Here is a 16,493-nt window from a genome sequence, read left to right as displayed (position 1 = left end):
AAAAATGAGTGAGAAAATATTAGAAGTGAAAGATTTGCAAGTGAACTTCCGTACTTATGCAGGAATTTCACACGCAGTCAGAGGCGTGGATTTCTACTTGAACCGTGGAGAAACACTTGCGATCGTTGGAGAGTCCGGATGCGGAAAGACAGTTACATCAAAAGCGATTATGGGGTTGCTTCCGGAATCGAATACAGATATTAAGAAAGATGGAGGATCTGCTATCTTATTCAATGGAGAGAATCTTCTTGATTACACAGAAAAGCAGATGACACAGGTCAGAGGACGCAAGATTTCTATGATCTTCCAGGATCCGATGACTTCTCTGAATCCGACAATGCGGATTGGAGAACAGATTATGGAGAGTATTTTAATCCATCATGATGTGAAGAAAGCAGAAGCTGAGAAACAGGCATTAGAAATGCTGGAACTGGTTAAAATCCCGAATGCGAAAGCCAGGATGAAACAGTATCCATTTGAGTTTTCAGGCGGAATGCGCCAGAGAGCAATGATTGCAGTAGCGCTTGCATGTAAGCCGGAGATTCTGATTGCTGATGAGCCTACAACAGCGCTTGACGTGACAATTCAGGCGCAGATCATGGATTTGATCGGTGAACTTCAGAAAGAATTGAATATGGCAGTGATTCTTGTAACACATGATCTTGGAGTTGTAGCCAGCGTAGCAGACCGAATCCAGGTAATGTATGCAGGTAAGATTGTAGAGAGAGGAACGGTGGACGAGATTTTCTACAAATCCACGCATCCGTATACAAGAGCATTGTTAAGCTCCGTGCCGAAGATTCATACAAATAATAAAGAGACATTATACTCTCTGAAAGGAACTCCTCCGGATCTGATTAATCCTCCGGTTGGATGCTCTTTTGCACCGAGATGTGAATACGGTATGAAAGTTTGCCGTGAAAAATATCCGGACGTAACAAAATTCAGCTGCTCACAGGAGTGTTCCTGCTGGCTGCATCATCCGAAGGCTGATACGAAAGGACTGCCGGAAGGTATGATCAGAAGGGGGGCACAATAATGGCAGAGAAAAAAGAAGTTCTGATTGAAGTAAAAGATCTGAAAAAATATTTTAAAGTTGGAAAAAATGCTTATTTGAAAGCGGTAGATGGTGTTAACTTTAAGATTTATAAAGGAGAAACACTTGGTCTTGTTGGGGAATCCGGCTGTGGTAAAACAACATGTGGAAAGACCGTTATGGGACTCTATGATGCAACAGGCGGGCAGGTTATTTTCGATGGAACAGATATTCACAGTCTGAATAAGAAAGAAAAGAAAGAATTTACAAAACGTGCCCAGATCATTTTCCAGGATCCGTATTCTTCTTTGAATCCGCGTATGACAGTAGGAGATATTATCGGAGAGGGAATTGATATTCACGGTTTGTATAAAGGAGAAGAGCGCACGAATAAAATTCATGAGCTGTTGGAACTTGTCGGATTAAATAAAGAACATGCATCGAGATTCCCGCACGAGTTCTCGGGAGGACAGAGACAGCGTATCGGAATTGCAAGAGCTCTGGCAATTGAACCGGAATTTATTGTCTGTGATGAGCCGATTTCGGCGCTGGACGTGTCCATTCAGGCGCAGGTTGTCAATCTGTTGATTGAACTCCAGAAGAAAAAGAATCTGACATATTTATTTATTGCACATGACTTGTCAATGGTAAAACATATTTCAGACCGCGTTGGCGTTATGTATCTTGGAAATATGGTTGAGTTTGCGGCCAGTGATGAATTGTATTCTGAACCGCTTCATCCATATACGAAAGCTCTGATGTCAGCGATTCCGATTCCGGATCCGGAAGAAGAAAAGAGCAAGAAACGAATTCCGATCGAAGGAGAGATCCCTAGCCCGATCAACCCAAAACCGGGATGCAGATTTGCGGCAAGATGCCGCTATGCAACAGAAGCATGTATGAAAGATACACCAGAGCTTCAGGAAGTGAAAGAAGGACATTTTGTAGCCTGTCACCGGGTAAAGGAATTAAATGAGAGTTTATAACAGCGGTAGCTGATTATAAAAAATAAAAGGAGGAATGTAACTATGAGAAAGAGAACAAAAATGCTTGCAGGTATTCTCGCAGCGGTATTAGTTGTTGGCTCCCTTGCCGGATGCGGCGGTGGCGGCGATGACAAAAAAAGCAGCGGAAGCGACGGCGCTAAGTCATCAGGAGCAGAAAAGGTATTTAATTACAGCACAAACAGTGTTGTTATCGGTCTTAACCCGATTATGAATACAACACAGCCGGATAACGAAGCCCACAACCTCATTTGTGATCCACTTGTTAGAAATGTGGCTGCCAAAGATAACACAAATGAAGATATCCCTGCAGCAGCAGAGAGCTGGGAAGTAAGTGAAGACGGTCTGACATGGACATTTAAGATCCATGAAAACGCAAAATGGAGCGATGGGGAACCGTTAACAGCAAATGACTTCGAGTATACATTAAAGTTAATGGCAGATCCAAATACAGCAGCAGTGAACGCATGGCTGTTTGATGGCGTAATTGAGAACTTTGGTGAAGCGCTTTATAACAATGGAAAAACACCAGATGAAATCGGTGTGAAAGCAGTTGATGATAAGACATTAGAAATTAAACTGGTACATCCGGCTTCTTACTTTATTGAACTGGCAGGAAGCATTTATCCGGTCAGACAGGATAAATACGAAGAGTGGGGCGATAAATATGGTTCAGCAGCAGATAAGATCATCTGCAGCGGTCCGTTTAAAGTAGAGTCCTGGGATCAGAATACAGAACTTGTATGTGTAAAGAATGAAAATTACTGGGATGCAGAGAATATTAAACTGGATAAAGTTGTTCAGAAAGTTATTCAGGAGACATCTACAGCAGTTCAGGCATTTATCAATGGTGAAATTGATGTTATCGGAACCTCTGACTCTAACTGGATTAAAACAGTAGAAGCAGCCGATATGTCTAACACAACTACAGTACCGGACAGTGCGCCTGAATTCTTAATGTTTAACGTGAAAAATCAGTATCTGTCTAACACAAAGATTCGTCAGGCAATTTCTGCAGCTATTGACAGAGAAGCTTTAGTTGAAGCAATCTGGGATGGACGTGGAATCGCTCTTTCCTCTGTAATGCCGGATACAATGAAGGTTGGAGAGAAAACATATACAGAGCTTGTAGATGGAAAGAACTATTTTGTAAAAGATCTTCAGGAGCAGGATGCAAAAGCGCTTCTTGAGGAAGGTATGAAAGAACTTGGTATTTCCGATCCTTCAGAAATCACAGTTAGATATGCAAGCCGTGGTACAACAGAACTTTCTAAGAAGATGGCTGAATGGTACAAACAGACATGGGAAGAGAAACTTGGCATTACAGTACAGATCGATATGATGGAATGGAACATCATGTGGGATAAGATTGATGCTGGTGACTATGACATCGCTTGCGGTGGATGGGGACCATACTACAATGAGCCAAGTGCAGTCTTAACATTGTTTGATCCAGATAATGGTTACTTCAATGCAGAAAAAACAGGTTGGGATAATGAAGATTCCAAGAAATTCAAAGAGCTTTGCGAGAGCGCTAAATTTGTTGTAGATGATAAAGAAAAAGCAGAAATCTACCTTCAGGCAGAAGAACTTCTTGTAAAGAACGCACTGATCGCACCGATTTATCTGTATGAATCACCGACATTTACAGCGAAATATGTAAAAGATTACTTTGTATCTACACAGGGATACCGCAACTGGGCTCGTGTTGATATAGAAAAATAATAATGGTTTCTATGACCTGAAATTCTATAGAGGAGATCAATCGTTGGAGATTGTTCTCCTCTTTTAGAAGAGGGAAGCATTTCAAGATTACTTGTAAGGAAGGAGATCAGACATGTATTTGATTAAGAATGGGAATGTCCATGTAGGAAATGGAGCAGTGCTGTCCGGATGCGACATTCTGACAGAAGGAAAAACGATCAAGGCAGTTGGGCGCGGACTGAGTGAAAGCGATGCACAAGTGATTGATGCAACAGGATGTGAGGTATTTCCGGGATTTATCGACCCGGTATCCAGTATTGGAGCAATGGGGATTCCGGGACGCTATTTTGACAATGATGAGCGGACGAATCCGATTACACCGGAAATGAATCTGCGTTACAGTATTGATCCGGATGAAGTCAACCGCCAGGAATTTTATAAAAGCGGTATTACGGCAATTGGAGCGGCGCCGACGAACAACAACCTGATGGGCGGACAGATTGCTGTCTGCAAGACTGCTCCTCAGAAAATGGGAGAACGTCTTGTGAAAGAACATGCAGGATTGAAATGCAGTGTGACAAGCAGTGTGAAAGAGACTTATGGCGCTAACAGTCAGGTTCCGATGACAAAAATGGGGATTTTTCATTTGTTTGCAGAGACGCTTCGCGCTGCAAGAGAAGCAGAAGAAGAGAAACGTACAGATAAGCAGAAAGTGATTACAGATGTATTTGATAAAGAGAGTATGCCGCTGTTTGCTGCCGCTTCTACGAAAAATGAAATCGATGGGCTGCTGCATCTTCTGAAAGATGAGAAAGTACAGATTAACCTGGTTGACGCATTTTGCTTTGCAGATTCACTGAAACAGATTAAAGAAAAGAAAGTTGGAATTATTCTTGGAAATGTAAATAATATGTCTCAGATTGCCAAAAATGGAATGGATCTGTCGAAGTTAAATGATCTTGTGGAAAATGGAACAAGGTTGCATTTACGAACACATGCGGAGGATGGTCTGAAGGACGCGAAGTATTTATCTGGAGTGCGATAGAGGCGTACAGAGCGGGCGTTCCGGCAGAAGAAGTCGTTAAGATGATGTGTCTGTATCCGGCAGAAATGCTCGGGATAGAGCAGAGACTTGGAACGATTGAAGCGGGAAAAGATGCAGATATTTCTGTATTCTCAGGACATCCGGTAACAACTTATGCGGCGAAAGTTGTACACAGTATTGTAAACGGGGAGGTGATCTTCTAATGGCTAAGATACTAATTAAAGGTGGAACACTTTACACAATGACTGATGATGAGAAGAATATTTTTCAGGGAGATATTCTTCTGGAAAACGGAAAGATCAAAGCAGTAGCAGAACAGATCGAAGATGCTGATGCTGAGATAATTGATGCAACAGGATGTTATGTGCTTCCGGGATTAATCGATGCACATTCTCACATTGGATTGTTTGATTTTAATCATGATAAAAGTGTTGACGATGCCAATGAAATGACAGATCCGGTATCGGCGGCAGTTGATGCGCGATATGGTATGAATCCAAAGGCAAGAGAATTGAAAGTTGCTTATGAACATGGAATTACGTCAATCCTCTTTACACCGGGAAGCGGAGATGTTTTTTGTGGACAGCCATTTGTCGGAAAAACATATGGAGACAATATTTTTGAAATGACAGTAAAGGCTCCGGCAGCAGTCAAAATCGCGCTTGGAGGAAATCCGAAAAATACATTTGGAGATATGAAACGTCTTCCGATGACCAGAATGGGAGTAGCGCATGTTCTTTGGGATACGTTCCGAAAAGCAAAAGAATATCTGGATAAGAAAGAAAAGGGAGAAAAACAGCCGTATGATGCAAATATGGAAGCAATTATCCCGGCGCTGCGAGGAGAGATCCCTTGTAAGATCCACTGTACACAGTACGATATGCTGACAGCGATTGAAGTTGCAAAAGCGTATGGCGTGCGGTTTTCTCTGGAGCATGCATGGGGAGCAACAGATTATCTTGATGAGATTGCAGAAAGCGGCTGTGACATTTGTTATGGACCGATCGCTACATACCGTTCTCCGGGAGAACGCCGTAAAGTAGATGTAGAGGCCGTAAAGATGTTGGATGACCGCGGAGTAAATGTTGCGATTATTACAGATTCTCCTATTCTGAGCGAGGAGTCTTTATATCACCATATTGGTGAGGCAGTGCGCGAGGGATTATCACAGGAGCGGGCAGTGCGTATGGTTACGATCAATCCAGCCAGACAGCTTGGACTGGAAGACCGTCTTGGAAGTCTGGAAGCAGGAAAAGATGCGGATGTGATTGTAATGAAAGGTCGTCTTGGACTTGATACAGACGCGAAAGTTTTATACACAATTATGGATGGAAATGTGATCTATCGCAGAGAAGTCTAGGGAATATAAAAGTTTTATAAAATAAAAACTGTGGCATGCAGCCGGAGAATGTTTGAGAATTTCTCCCGACAGTATGCCGCAGTTTTTTGTTTGTTAAGGCTATGAAATAGAAGAAAACAGTCCATCTAAATAGGTTCCGATAGAACGTCTCAGATTTGTCTCGATGTCAGGCTGTCCTGAGCGCATGCTCCATTCAAATACATTTCCGATGACAAGCATGCGGATATCGGTTGTGACATCCTCCAGATTCAGCGTATCCGGAAGAATATGATTAGCAATGGCTTTTTCCAGATACGAGCGGACTGTTAAGATCGGGTAAGGACGTTCCGTACGGCTCTCAGGATTCAGAGCCTGATTTTTTGGCGTATAGTAGCTGGCAAGAAAATCGACCCCCAGCTCACGGCAGTAGGAAGCATAATTTAAGTATACACGGATAATCTGTTCTCTGGCTTCTGAAAGAGAATTGGGCGCAGAGGAAAGTTCCGGCGGCAAAGCGGGTTGTTCTTCAATATAGTAAGAAAGCAGGTCGTCTTTTGTCTGAAAATGATGATAGAAGCTGCCGTTAGATACACCGGCCTCTTCGCATATATTTTTAATCGAGAGCGCTTCGTATCCTCTTTTTTGTAAAATAGTCTTGGCAGCCTGGAAAATACGAGCCTTAGTCCGCTGTGATTTCAGCTGCTGTCTGGAAAGTCCGTTTTCATTTTCGTCAATAGATTTGTTCATAGCTCTTACCCTCCAACATTATGATATATAACTATAGCATAGCCTGTGAAAAAAGACAAGAAAAGAGAGTAAGCTCTGTTTTGCTGTCTTGCACAGAGAGAAAGTTCGGGATATAATAAACTGAGAATGCGCTCAGAAGAGAAGAGTCTGGCAGGCATTGAAAAGTTATGAGGAAAGGCAAGAACATATGGACATTAATCAAAAACTGACAGAAGAATTGCAAGTAAAGCGATGGCAGATAGATGCAGCAGTAAAACTCATTGATGAAGGAAATACGATTCCGTTCATCTCCAGATACCGTAAGGAAGCAACCGGCGCACTGAATGATGAGCAGCTTCGAAATCTCTTTGAGCGGCTTACTTATCTTCGAAATCTGGAAGAAAAAAAGGAACAGGTAATCGGAAGTATTCAGGAACAGGGAAAACTCACAGATGAATTAAAGAGACAGATTCTCGGAGCAGAAACGCTTGTTGTTGTAGAAGATTTATATCGGCCGTATCGTCCAAAGAGAAGAACGCGGGCAACGATTGCGAAAGAAAAAGGATTGGAACCATTAGCGGCATTGATTATGCTGCAAAATACAAAAGTACCATTGGAAGAAGCGGCAAAAGCGTATATTTCAGAAGAAAAGGAAGTAAAGACTCCGGCAGATGCCATCCATGGAGCAATGGATATTCTTGCAGAATATATTTCTGATGAAGCAGATTATCGTATTTACATTCGTGATCTTACAATGAAACAGGGGAAACTTATTTCGGCAGCTAAAAATCCGGAAGAAACTTCTGTGTATGAAATGTACTATGAATTTGAAGAACCGGTAAGTCGTCTGGCAGGTCATCGTATTCTGGCGCTGAACAGAGGGGAAAAGGAAAAAGTGCTGACTGTTAAAATTGAAGCACCGGAGGAGAAGATTTTACAGTATCTTGAGAAAAAAGTAATTTCTTCTTCGAATCCATATACGACACCTGTGCTAAAAGAGGTGATCGAAGACAGTTATAAACGTCTGATCGGACCCGCGATCGAAAGGGAAATCCGAAACGAGTTAACAGAAAAAGCAGAAGACGGTGCAATCAGTGTGTTTGGAAAGAACCTTCAGCAGCTTCTGATGCAGCCGCCGATTGTTGGACAGGTGGTGCTCGGATGGGATCCGGCGTTTCGTACCGGATGTAAACTGGCTGTTGTAGATGCTACAGGAAAAGTGCTGGATACGACAGTTATTTATCCGACAGCGCCGACGACGCCTGCAAAGATCGCAGCAGCAAAAGATACGTTGAAAAAACTAATTAAAACATATCATGTAACATTGATTTCGGTTGGAAACGGAACAGCATCCAGAGAATCAGAACAGATTATTGTGGAGCTTTTAAAAGAGATCCCTGAGAAAGTGCAGTATGTTATTGTAAATGAAGCAGGGGCTTCCGTCTATTCTGCAAGTAAACTTGCAACAGAAGAATTCCCGAATTTTGATGTGGGACAAAGAAGTGCGGCATCAATCGCAAGACGGCTTCAGGATCCGCTGGCAGAGCTTGTGAAGATCGATCCGAAGTCTATTGGCGTTGGACAATATCAGCATGATATGAACCAGAAGAAGTTAAGCGAAGCGCTTTCCGGTGTTGTGGAAGATTGTGTAAACCGGGTGGGAGTAGACTTAAATACAGCTTCTGCACCATTGCTGTCATATATTTCCGGCATCAGCGGTACAATCGCTAAAAACATTGTTGCATACCGGGAAGAAAATGGAAGCTTTACTGACCGAAAACAGCTTTTAAAAGTAGCAAAGCTTGGCCCGAAGGCATTTGAACAGTGCGCCGGATTTATGCGGATTCAAGGGGGCAAGAATCCACTTGATGGAACAAGTGTACATCCGGAATCTTATGGGGCAGCAGAAAAATTGCTGGAGAAGCAAGGATTTGCAGCGGAAGATATCGCAGCAGGAAAGCTTGTGGGATTATCCCGCACGATCAAAGATTATAGGAAATTGTCTGAAGAGCTTGGTGTTGGAGAGATTACGCTTAGAGATATTGTAAAAGAACTGGAGAAACCGGCAAGAGATCCGCGAGATGAGATGCCGAAACCGATTCTTCGCACAGATGTGTTAGAAATGAAAGATCTGACGCCTGGAATGGTTTTGAAAGGCACTGTCAGAAATGTAATTGACTTTGGTGTATTTGTGGATATTGGGGTACACCAGGATGGACTTGTGCATATTTCACAAATTACTGATAAGAAATTCATAAAACATCCAATGGAAGTTGTGAGCGTAGGAGATATTGTGGAAGTGAAAGTAATGAGCGTAAATCTGGAGAAAAAGCGAATTCAGCTTACGATGAAAGGAATTTAGGTTGGTGGCAGAATGATAATAGAGACGAGAAGTGCCGAAGAAACATTTGAAGTAGGAAGAAAAATAGGAGAAGAGGCAAACGCCGGACAAGTGTTTACGTTGATCGGAGATCTTGGTGTAGGGAAAACCGTATTTACACAGGGACTTGCAAAAGGACTTGGAATAGAAGAACCGATCAGCAGCCCGACATTTACAATTGTGCAGGTTTATGAGGACGGGCGTCTTCCTTTTTACCACTTTGACGTATATCGAATCGGAGATGTGGAAGAGATGGAAGAAATCGGTTATGAAGACTACTTTTACGGAGAAGGTGTAACGCTGATTGAGTGGTCGAACCTGATTGAAGAAATACTTCCGAAACAGCGCACGGAAATTGTGATTGAAAAAGATCTGTCAAATGGATTTGATTACCGGAAGATTACAATTGAAGTCATGTGACGAAGGATGACGTTGACGCAGACTTTCTTCCTGGGATATAATATGCGCATAAAATAACAATAAATATGATAGAAAGAAGTGAAGAACATGCGTATTTTAGCATTGGACAGTTCTGGGCTGACGGCAACGATTGCAGTTGTGGAAGAGGCTCAGACTGTTGCAGAATATACAGTGAATTATAAGAAAACTCATTCGCAGACACTTTTGCCAATGCTTGATGAAGTAGCGAAGATGATAGAACTTGATCTGGATACCATTGATGCAATTGCTGTTTCCGGAGGTCCGGGATCTTTTACCGGACTTAGAATCGGTTCTGCCACGGCGAAAGGGCTTGGGCTTGCTCTTGGGAAACCGCTGATTCATATTCCGACGGTGGATGGTTTAGCCTATAATCTTTATGGATGCAAAGGTGTCATCTGCCCTATGATGGATGCAAGAAGAAACCAGGTATATACAGGAATCTATCGTTTTGAGGAGGGATTTGAGACAGTAGTACCGCAGGAAGCAGTTGCAGTATCTGAACTTGTGGAACAGCTGAATCAGATTGGAGAGCCGGTAACATTTCTTGGAGATGGAGTACCTGTTTATGAAGAGTTGTTGAGAGAAGGATTGAAGGTACCGTATCGTTTTGCACCGCCGCATTTGAATCGACAGAGAGCGGCAGCAGTCGGAACTCTGGCACTGAGATATCTGAGAGAGGGAAGGACTGAAACGGCGGCAGAGCATGAGCCGGATTATCTTCGAGTATCCCAGGCTGAACGCGAACGGGCAGAACGAGAAGGAAAAAATCTTTAAGAAGATGAAGAAAAGTCTGTTTTCAGAGAATCGTAGAGAAAGTAAGAGGCGTACAGATGCAAAGATGGTATGTAGATCCTACAGAGGAGAGCGAGATTGCAGCAATCGCGCGATTGGAAAAAGAGATTTTTCCTGATGCCTGGAGTGAAAGGGCAGTGAAGGAATCGTGGATACAGAATCAGACAATACTGCTGACATTGCGCGAAGGTGAAGAGAAACGCATAATCGGATATGCAATTCTCTATTATGTGCTTGATGAGGCAGAGATTGCAAGAATTGCTGTCCGAAGTGAGACGAGAAGATGCGGTGCAGGGACATATCTCTTTTCAGAAATTTTGAGAATATGTAGGGAAAAGCAGATTACAAAGATTCTGCTCGACGTAAGACAGAGCAATCAAGCGGCCATTGCGTTTTACCGAAGGCAGGGGTTTGTGGAAGATGGGATTCGTAAATGCTTTTATGAGCATCCGAAGGAAGATGCTGTTTTAATGAGTATGGAAACAGACTGCCAGATTATGCATTAGTTCCCAGTGGGAAATTTGTTTCTATTCTTATATAATGAAGCTGTAACAGAAGAATACAGTTTTTTAGGAGGAATCATATGCGTAATTATACAGTGAAAGAGACAAAAGAACTTACGAAAATTATATGTAACAGATGTGGGAAAGAAATTCCGGTCAGCAATGGGATTCCGGCAGAAGATGTACTTTCAGTGGAGAAGCGTTGGAATTACTTCTCAAACAAAGACAATGAAGAACATGCATTTGATCTGTGTGAGAAGTGCTATGATGAACTGGTTTCGGGATTTCAGATACCGATAGAGAGGAAATAGAAAACATGCTGGATGTTTGTTTATTAGGTACGGGAGGGATGATGCCCCTCCCATACCGTTGGCTGACTGCGCTGATGATGAGATTTAATGGCAGCAGCCTTCTGATTGACTGTGGCGAGGGAACACAGATTGCTATTAAAGAAAAAGGATGGAGTTTTAAACCGATTGATGTAATCTGTTTTACGCATTATCACGGAGATCATATCAGTGGGCTTCCGGGACTGCTCTTAACAATGGGGAATGCGGACAGGAAGGAACCGCTGACTTTAATTGGTCCAAGAGGGTTGGAACGGGTTGTGAATTCATTGAGGGTGATTGCGCCGGAACTTCCTTTTCCGATTATTTATAAAGAGATCACAGAACCGGAGCAGATATTTGAGATGAATGGTTATCGCCTGAAAGCATTTCGAGTGAACCATAATGTGATTTGCTATGGTTATACATTGGAGATTGACCGTGCCGGCAAGTTTGATGTGGCGCGGGCTGAGGCAAATGCCATTCCAAAGATGTTCTGGAAGCATCTGCAGAAGGGTGAGACAGTAGAAGATGCAGGGAAAGTTTATACACCGGATATGGTTCTTGGACCTGCACGCAAAGGAATTAAGCTTACATATACAACCGATACACGTCCAACGAATTCTATACGTGAGAATGCGGCAGACTCGGATCTTTTTATATGCGAAGGTATGTACGGAGAGAAAGAGAAAGCTCATAAAGCAGTGGAATATAAACATATGACATTTTATGAAGCTGCTCAGCTTGCAAAAGAGGCACAGGTAAAAGAAATGTGGTTAACACATTATAGTCCGTCGCTGGCATATCCGGAAGATTATATGGAAGAAGTACGAAAGATATTCCCGGAGGCGAAAGCAGGAAGAGATCGTATGTCAGCAGAACTTGGATTTGAAGAGAAGTAGGAAGGCGTGGATTATGAACAATACAAAAGATATTTTAATATTGGCGATTGAGAGTTCGTGTGATGAGACTGCGGCAGCAGTTGTAAAAAATGGACGTGAAGTACTCTCAAATGTTATTTCATCCCAGATTGAACTTCATAAATTATATGGTGGGGTTGTGCCTGAAATTGCATCAAGAAAGCATATAGAGAAGATTAACCAGGTGATTGAGGAAGCGCTTTCTGTTGCCAGAGTGACGTTGGATGATCTGGATGCCATTGGTGTGACATATGGTCCGGGGCTTGTGGGAGCGCTCCTTGTCGGGGTTGCGGAAGCAAAGGCGATTGCTTATGCAAAGAAACTTCCGTTAGTGGGCGTACATCATATAGAAGGGCATATTTCGGCTAATTTTATTGAGAATAAAGAGTTGGAACCACCATTTGTCTGCCTTGTAGTATCCGGAGGGCATACACACCTTGTATGCGTAAAGGACTATGGGGAATATGAGATTCTCGGACGTACACGAGATGATGCGGCAGGAGAGGCTTTTGATAAAGTAGCCAGAGCCATTGGGCTTGGGTATCCGGGAGGGCCAAAGATTGATAAATTATCAAAAGAAGGAAATCCGGATGCAATTGCATTTCCGAGAGCGCATATTGACGGAGCAGAGTATGACTTTAGCTTTAGCGGAGTGAAATCCGCAGTGCTGAATTATATTAATGGCTGTGCTATGAAAGGACAGGAATATAATCGTGCAGATATCGCAGCTTCTTTTCAGAAGGCAGTTGTGGATGTGCTTGTGGCAAATGCGATGCATGCAGTAGAACAGTATGGCTTAAAGAAATTTGCAATCGCAGGAGGGGTGGCATCCAATAGCACACTTCGCGCGGCAATGAAAGAAGCATGCGAAAGCCGGGGAATAGAGTTTTATTATCCATCTCCGATTCTCTGCACGGATAATGCTGCCATGATTGGAGCGGCAGCTTATTATGAATTTATCAAGGGAACACGCCATGGATGGGATTTGAATGCAGTTCCGAATCTGAAACTTGGAGAAAGATAAACGTATCGATAGCGGAGGAGATTCAGATGGGAAAAAACAGGTGTGCAGCAATTGTTCTTGCTGCCGGTCAGGGTAAACGAATGGGGACTAAGATTCAAAAACAATATCTTGAATTGAATGGAAAGCCGGTAGTGTATTATTCATTGGCGGTGTTTGAAAAGTCACCTTTGATTGATGAAATTATCCTTGTGGTTGGCAAGGATCAAGAAACATATTGTCGCCGGGAGATTGTAGACAGATACGGTTTTCAGAAAGTAAAGCAGATTGTAGAAGGTGGAGCAGAACGCTATCATTCTGTCTATCACGGACTTTGCAGTGTGAATAAAGCGACAGACTATGTATTTATTCACGATGGAGCGCGCCCGTTTGTGAATGAAGAAATGATTGAGAGAGCGTATGAGATGGTCTGCGTGGAAGGAGCCTGCGTTGTAGGAATGCCGGTAAAAGATACGATTAAAATTGTGGATGAACAATTATATGCAAGGGAAACTCCGCCGCGCAAAGACGTGTGGCTTGTACAGACTCCACAGGTATTTTCGTATCAGCTCGTTATGGAGGCGTATCAAAAGCTTCTGGAACGGGAAGGGGATCTGACCGTGCAGGTGACAGATGATGCTATGGTTGTAGAGGTGATTCTGGGGCATCCGGTCAAAATGACGAAGGGATCTTATGAGAATATCAAGATTACAACACCTGAAGATTTAAAGACAGCAACAGCATTTATGGCAGAATGACGTCCTGATAATTATAGTAAAATAAAAAAACAAAAAAATGTAAAAAAGTTATTGACATTATAGTTATACTGTGATAAGATACATCTTGTCTTGAGCGGAACACTTAAGACAGACAACAACATATTGTGGAGAGGTATCGAAGTGGTCATAACGAGGCGGTCTTGAAAACCGTTTGTCCGAGAGGGCGCGTGGGTTCGAATCCCACCCTCTCCGTTGAGAAAAGAAATCCGAATGGATTTCTTTTTTTGCGTGTATAAACAGTGCCTTTGGAATGCGCTTAGAAAAAACGAAATTTATGCGGAAACAATAGATTTTTTCTCGGGAATTCAGTAAAATAAAAAAAGAGCGTGAAGAAATTCAAACGTGGAAAATAGAATTTATGGTTGATCTTATGAAAGAATACGAGATTTTAGGACAGAGTGAGGAAATGAGAATGAATGAAGAAGTAATGCGCCAGGACATTGTAAAGCGTCTTATGGAAGGGAAGGAACTGGTTTGGATTAATCAAGAACTTATGCCGAAGAAAAATAAGATGGAGCAGGAAGAATTTCAAAAAGAAGAGGTAAAAATATCAGAAGCAACAGAACTTGGGGCAGCGGATATTCTGGATGCGGAAAAACGTCTGGAACGATTTGCGCCACTGATCGAATATTGTTTCCCGGAGACAGCTAAGCGAAATGGATTGATTGAATCGGAGTTGGTTGAAATCGCCGCAATGCAGAATGTTTGCAGAACTATGGGGCAACGAGAAGAACAAATGATCCCAGGTAGATTATTTTTAAAGAAAGACAGTCACTTACCGATAGCGGGATCCATTAAAGCCAGAGGAGGAATTTATGAAGTACTAAAACACACAGAAGAATTGGCAGAAAGCCATGGCATGTTGCGCAGGGAAGAGAATTACAGGAAATTGGCTGAACCGGAATTTCGAAAGTTTTTTGGACAGTATACGATTCAAGTTGGATCAACGGGGAATTTAGGACTCAGCATTGGTATTATTAGCGCTGCGCTGGGGTATCGTGTGATTGTACATATGTCTGCGGATGCAAAGCAGTGGAAAAAAGATCTGCTCCGTGAGCATGGAGTGGATGTCAGAGAATATGCAGATGATTATAGTGAAGCGGTTAAGAATGGCCGGGCGTGCTCGGATGCTGATCCAAAGAGCTATTTTATAGATGATGAGAATTCCAAAACACTATTTCTTGGATATGCAGTAGTCGCCGGCAGACTTGCAAAACAATTGGCTGAGCAGAAAGTTCAGGTAGACAGTACACACCCGCTGTTTGTGTATATCCCATGTGGAGTCGGAGGCGCTCCGGGCGGGATTGCATTTGGTTTAAAAGAAATATTTGGAAAAGACGTTCATTGTTTTTTCATTGAACCAACACAGGCTCCGTGTATGCTGCTTGGTATGGCGACCGGGCTGCAGAATAAAATAGCGGTAAAGGATATCGGACTTTCGGGTGTGACTCATGCAGATGGGCTGGCTGTAGGAAGACCTTCTGGTTTTGTGGGACAGGTAATGCAGTCGCGGCTCAGCGGTATTTTTACTGTACAAGATGCAGCGTTGTATGAATATATGCGTAAAATGTTAGAGACGGAAAAGATATTTTTAGAACCAAGTGCTGCGCAGGTTTTGAAGGTCCTGTAAAATTATTACAGTATGAAGAAACGAGAGGGTATTTGGAGGCACACAAGCTTACGAAGCATTTGCAGGATGCGGTACATATTGTATGGGCTACCGGAGGGAGTTTGGTGCCGGAAGAGACACGGGAAATTTATCGGAATACATATTTATAATTGTATAAGTGGTTATATTTGGGGAATTTTATTATGTGAAGTAAAAAAGTGCCATAATTCCAATGTCTACATTGGATATGGCGCTTTTTTCTAAAAACTGAAATAGATTGTTTCGAAAGTATGAAAATTCAAATGGAAAATCTTAAGTGGAATTAGGACAAATTAAAGAAAGTCTGGCTAAAGAAAATTTGTGAAGAAAAAATGAAAAAGATACTAGACATTAAAGAAGAAGTATGATATAGTAATCTCTGCTGTAACAGAATAAAGAAAATGTTTAGCGTTTGGAGAAATACCCAAGTGGCTGAAGGGGCTCCCCTGGAAAGGGAGTAGGTCGTTAATAGCGTCGCGAGGGTTCAAATCCCTCTTTCTCCGTTTACTATCATTATGTGAAATGATGTCGAAATAAGACGAGAAAAGTCTTGACAGAGTGGCAATTATAATGATAGAATGTAATAGTTCACTGAGGAAACAATTTGTAAAAAATAAAAAAGTTGTTGACAAAGTCGAACAGATGTGATAATCTAAATAAGCTGTCGCAAAGACGATAAGAACTTAAAAAATAAAATAAAAAAGTTCTTGACAAAGCAAATCAGTTATGATAAACTGGATAAGCTGTCAAACGACAGAGAACCTTGATAACTAAACAATAGACAACAACCCTGAAAATTTCTTTAAAGAGATTTCAGAACGAGTTGGACACAAAAGTCTAACGACCTAAA

Annotated in this window: 15 protein-coding genes, 2 tRNA genes and 1 pseudogene; 17 read left to right on the top strand and 1 reads right to left on the bottom strand. The window is 42.3% G+C overall.

The window, feature by feature from the left end:
- The first annotated feature begins 4 nt into the window (after positions 1 to 4).
- From DWX73_RS08690 to DWX73_RS08665, 6 genes are all read left to right on the top strand, one after another.
- Positions 5 to 1,039 (top strand): ABC transporter ATP-binding protein, encoded by a 1,035-nt coding sequence (locus DWX73_RS08690; protein ID WP_118348427.1) that lies wholly within the window; start codon positions 5 to 7, stop codon positions 1,037 to 1,039.
- Positions 1,039 to 2,022: an ABC transporter ATP-binding protein gene (locus DWX73_RS08685; RefSeq protein WP_118348426.1), complete on the top strand. Its 984-nt coding sequence runs from the start codon at positions 1,039 to 1,041 to the stop codon at positions 2,020 to 2,022. Before DWX73_RS08690 ends, DWX73_RS08685 begins: the two co-directional genes overlap by 1 nt.
- 42 nt (positions 2,023 to 2,064) lie before the next feature.
- Positions 2,065 to 3,765, top strand: a complete 1,701-nt coding sequence (locus DWX73_RS08680; protein WP_118348425.1) for a peptide ABC transporter substrate-binding protein — start codon at positions 2,065 to 2,067, stop codon at positions 3,763 to 3,765.
- Between the two features lie 112 nt (positions 3,766 to 3,877).
- Positions 3,878 to 4,789 carry a hypothetical protein gene (locus DWX73_RS08675; RefSeq protein ID WP_118348424.1) on the top strand — a complete coding sequence of 304 codons (912 nt, stop codon included), beginning with the start codon at positions 3,878 to 3,880 and terminating at the stop codon, positions 4,787 to 4,789.
- Positions 4,774 to 4,992 carry an amidohydrolase family protein gene (locus DWX73_RS08670; protein WP_330413587.1) on the top strand — a complete coding sequence of 73 codons (219 nt, stop codon included), beginning with the start codon at positions 4,774 to 4,776 and terminating at the stop codon, positions 4,990 to 4,992. The genes DWX73_RS08675 and DWX73_RS08670 overlap by 16 nt, the downstream gene beginning before the upstream one ends.
- Positions 4,992 to 6,149 carry an amidohydrolase family protein gene (locus DWX73_RS08665; RefSeq protein ID WP_118348422.1) on the top strand — a complete coding sequence of 386 codons (1,158 nt, stop codon included), beginning with the start codon at positions 4,992 to 4,994 and terminating at the stop codon, positions 6,147 to 6,149. Before DWX73_RS08670 ends, DWX73_RS08665 begins: the two co-directional genes overlap by 1 nt.
- 99 nt (positions 6,150 to 6,248) lie before the next feature.
- Here DWX73_RS08665 and DWX73_RS08660 read toward each other — a convergent pair whose 3' ends face one another.
- Positions 6,249 to 6,875, bottom strand: coding sequence for a TetR/AcrR family transcriptional regulator (locus DWX73_RS08660; protein ID WP_118348421.1), 627 nt, complete (start codon positions 6,873 to 6,875; stop codon positions 6,249 to 6,251).
- A gap of 187 nt (positions 6,876 to 7,062) precedes the next feature.
- Here DWX73_RS08660 and DWX73_RS08655 point away from each other — a divergent pair, with 187 nt between their 5' ends.
- The 11 genes and pseudogenes from DWX73_RS08655 to DWX73_RS08605 all read left to right on the top strand — a co-directional run bounded on the left by DWX73_RS08655 (position 7,063) and on the right by DWX73_RS08605 (position 16,146).
- Positions 7,063 to 9,216 (top strand): Tex family protein, encoded by a 2,154-nt coding sequence (locus DWX73_RS08655; protein ID WP_118348420.1) that lies wholly within the window; start codon positions 7,063 to 7,065, stop codon positions 9,214 to 9,216.
- A gap of 12 nt (positions 9,217 to 9,228) precedes the next feature.
- A complete protein-coding gene (tsaE, locus tag DWX73_RS08650; protein ID WP_118348419.1) occupies positions 9,229 to 9,654 on the top strand; it encodes a tRNA (adenosine(37)-N6)-threonylcarbamoyltransferase complex ATPase subunit type 1 TsaE in 426 nt (141 codons plus the stop codon).
- Between the two features lie 87 nt (positions 9,655 to 9,741).
- Positions 9,742 to 10,449 (top strand): tRNA (adenosine(37)-N6)-threonylcarbamoyltransferase complex dimerization subunit type 1 TsaB, encoded by a 708-nt coding sequence (gene tsaB, locus DWX73_RS08645; protein WP_118348418.1) that lies wholly within the window; start codon positions 9,742 to 9,744, stop codon positions 10,447 to 10,449.
- A gap of 56 nt (positions 10,450 to 10,505) precedes the next feature.
- Entirely contained in the window at positions 10,506 to 10,973 is a 468-nt protein-coding gene (rimI, locus tag DWX73_RS08640) for a ribosomal protein S18-alanine N-acetyltransferase (RefSeq protein ID WP_118348417.1), read from the top strand.
- A gap of 77 nt (positions 10,974 to 11,050) precedes the next feature.
- Positions 11,051 to 11,281 carry a hypothetical protein gene (locus DWX73_RS08635; RefSeq protein WP_118348416.1) on the top strand — a complete coding sequence of 77 codons (231 nt, stop codon included), beginning with the start codon at positions 11,051 to 11,053 and terminating at the stop codon, positions 11,279 to 11,281.
- Positions 11,282 to 11,286: 5 nt separating this feature from the next.
- Positions 11,287 to 12,198 (top strand): ribonuclease Z, encoded by a 912-nt coding sequence (locus DWX73_RS08630; protein WP_118348415.1) that lies wholly within the window; start codon positions 11,287 to 11,289, stop codon positions 12,196 to 12,198.
- 13 nt (positions 12,199 to 12,211) lie between these two features.
- Positions 12,212 to 13,240 (top strand): tRNA (adenosine(37)-N6)-threonylcarbamoyltransferase complex transferase subunit TsaD, encoded by a 1,029-nt coding sequence (tsaD, locus tag DWX73_RS08625; RefSeq protein ID WP_118348414.1) that lies wholly within the window; start codon positions 12,212 to 12,214, stop codon positions 13,238 to 13,240.
- Positions 13,241 to 13,266: 26 nt separating this feature from the next.
- A complete protein-coding gene (gene ispD / locus DWX73_RS08620; protein WP_118348413.1) occupies positions 13,267 to 13,974 on the top strand; it encodes a 2-C-methyl-D-erythritol 4-phosphate cytidylyltransferase in 708 nt (235 codons plus the stop codon).
- 127 nt (positions 13,975 to 14,101) lie between these two features.
- Positions 14,102 to 14,187: transfer RNA gene (locus tag DWX73_RS08615), tRNA-Ser, on the top strand.
- 220 nt (positions 14,188 to 14,407) lie between these two features.
- Positions 14,408 to 15,774, top strand: a pseudogene (locus tag DWX73_RS08610) (D-serine ammonia-lyase).
- 283 nt (positions 15,775 to 16,057) lie between these two features.
- Positions 16,058 to 16,146: transfer RNA gene (locus tag DWX73_RS08605), tRNA-Ser, on the top strand.
- Positions 16,147 to 16,493 lie beyond the last annotated feature (347 nt).

The organism is Coprococcus sp. AF21-14LB (assembly GCF_003458885.1).
In the GTDB taxonomy this organism is placed as follows: Bacteria; Bacillota; Clostridia; order Lachnospirales; family Lachnospiraceae; genus UBA9414.
Note: the sequence above shows the minus strand (reverse complement) of the source record. Positions and strands in the feature narration are given on the sequence as shown.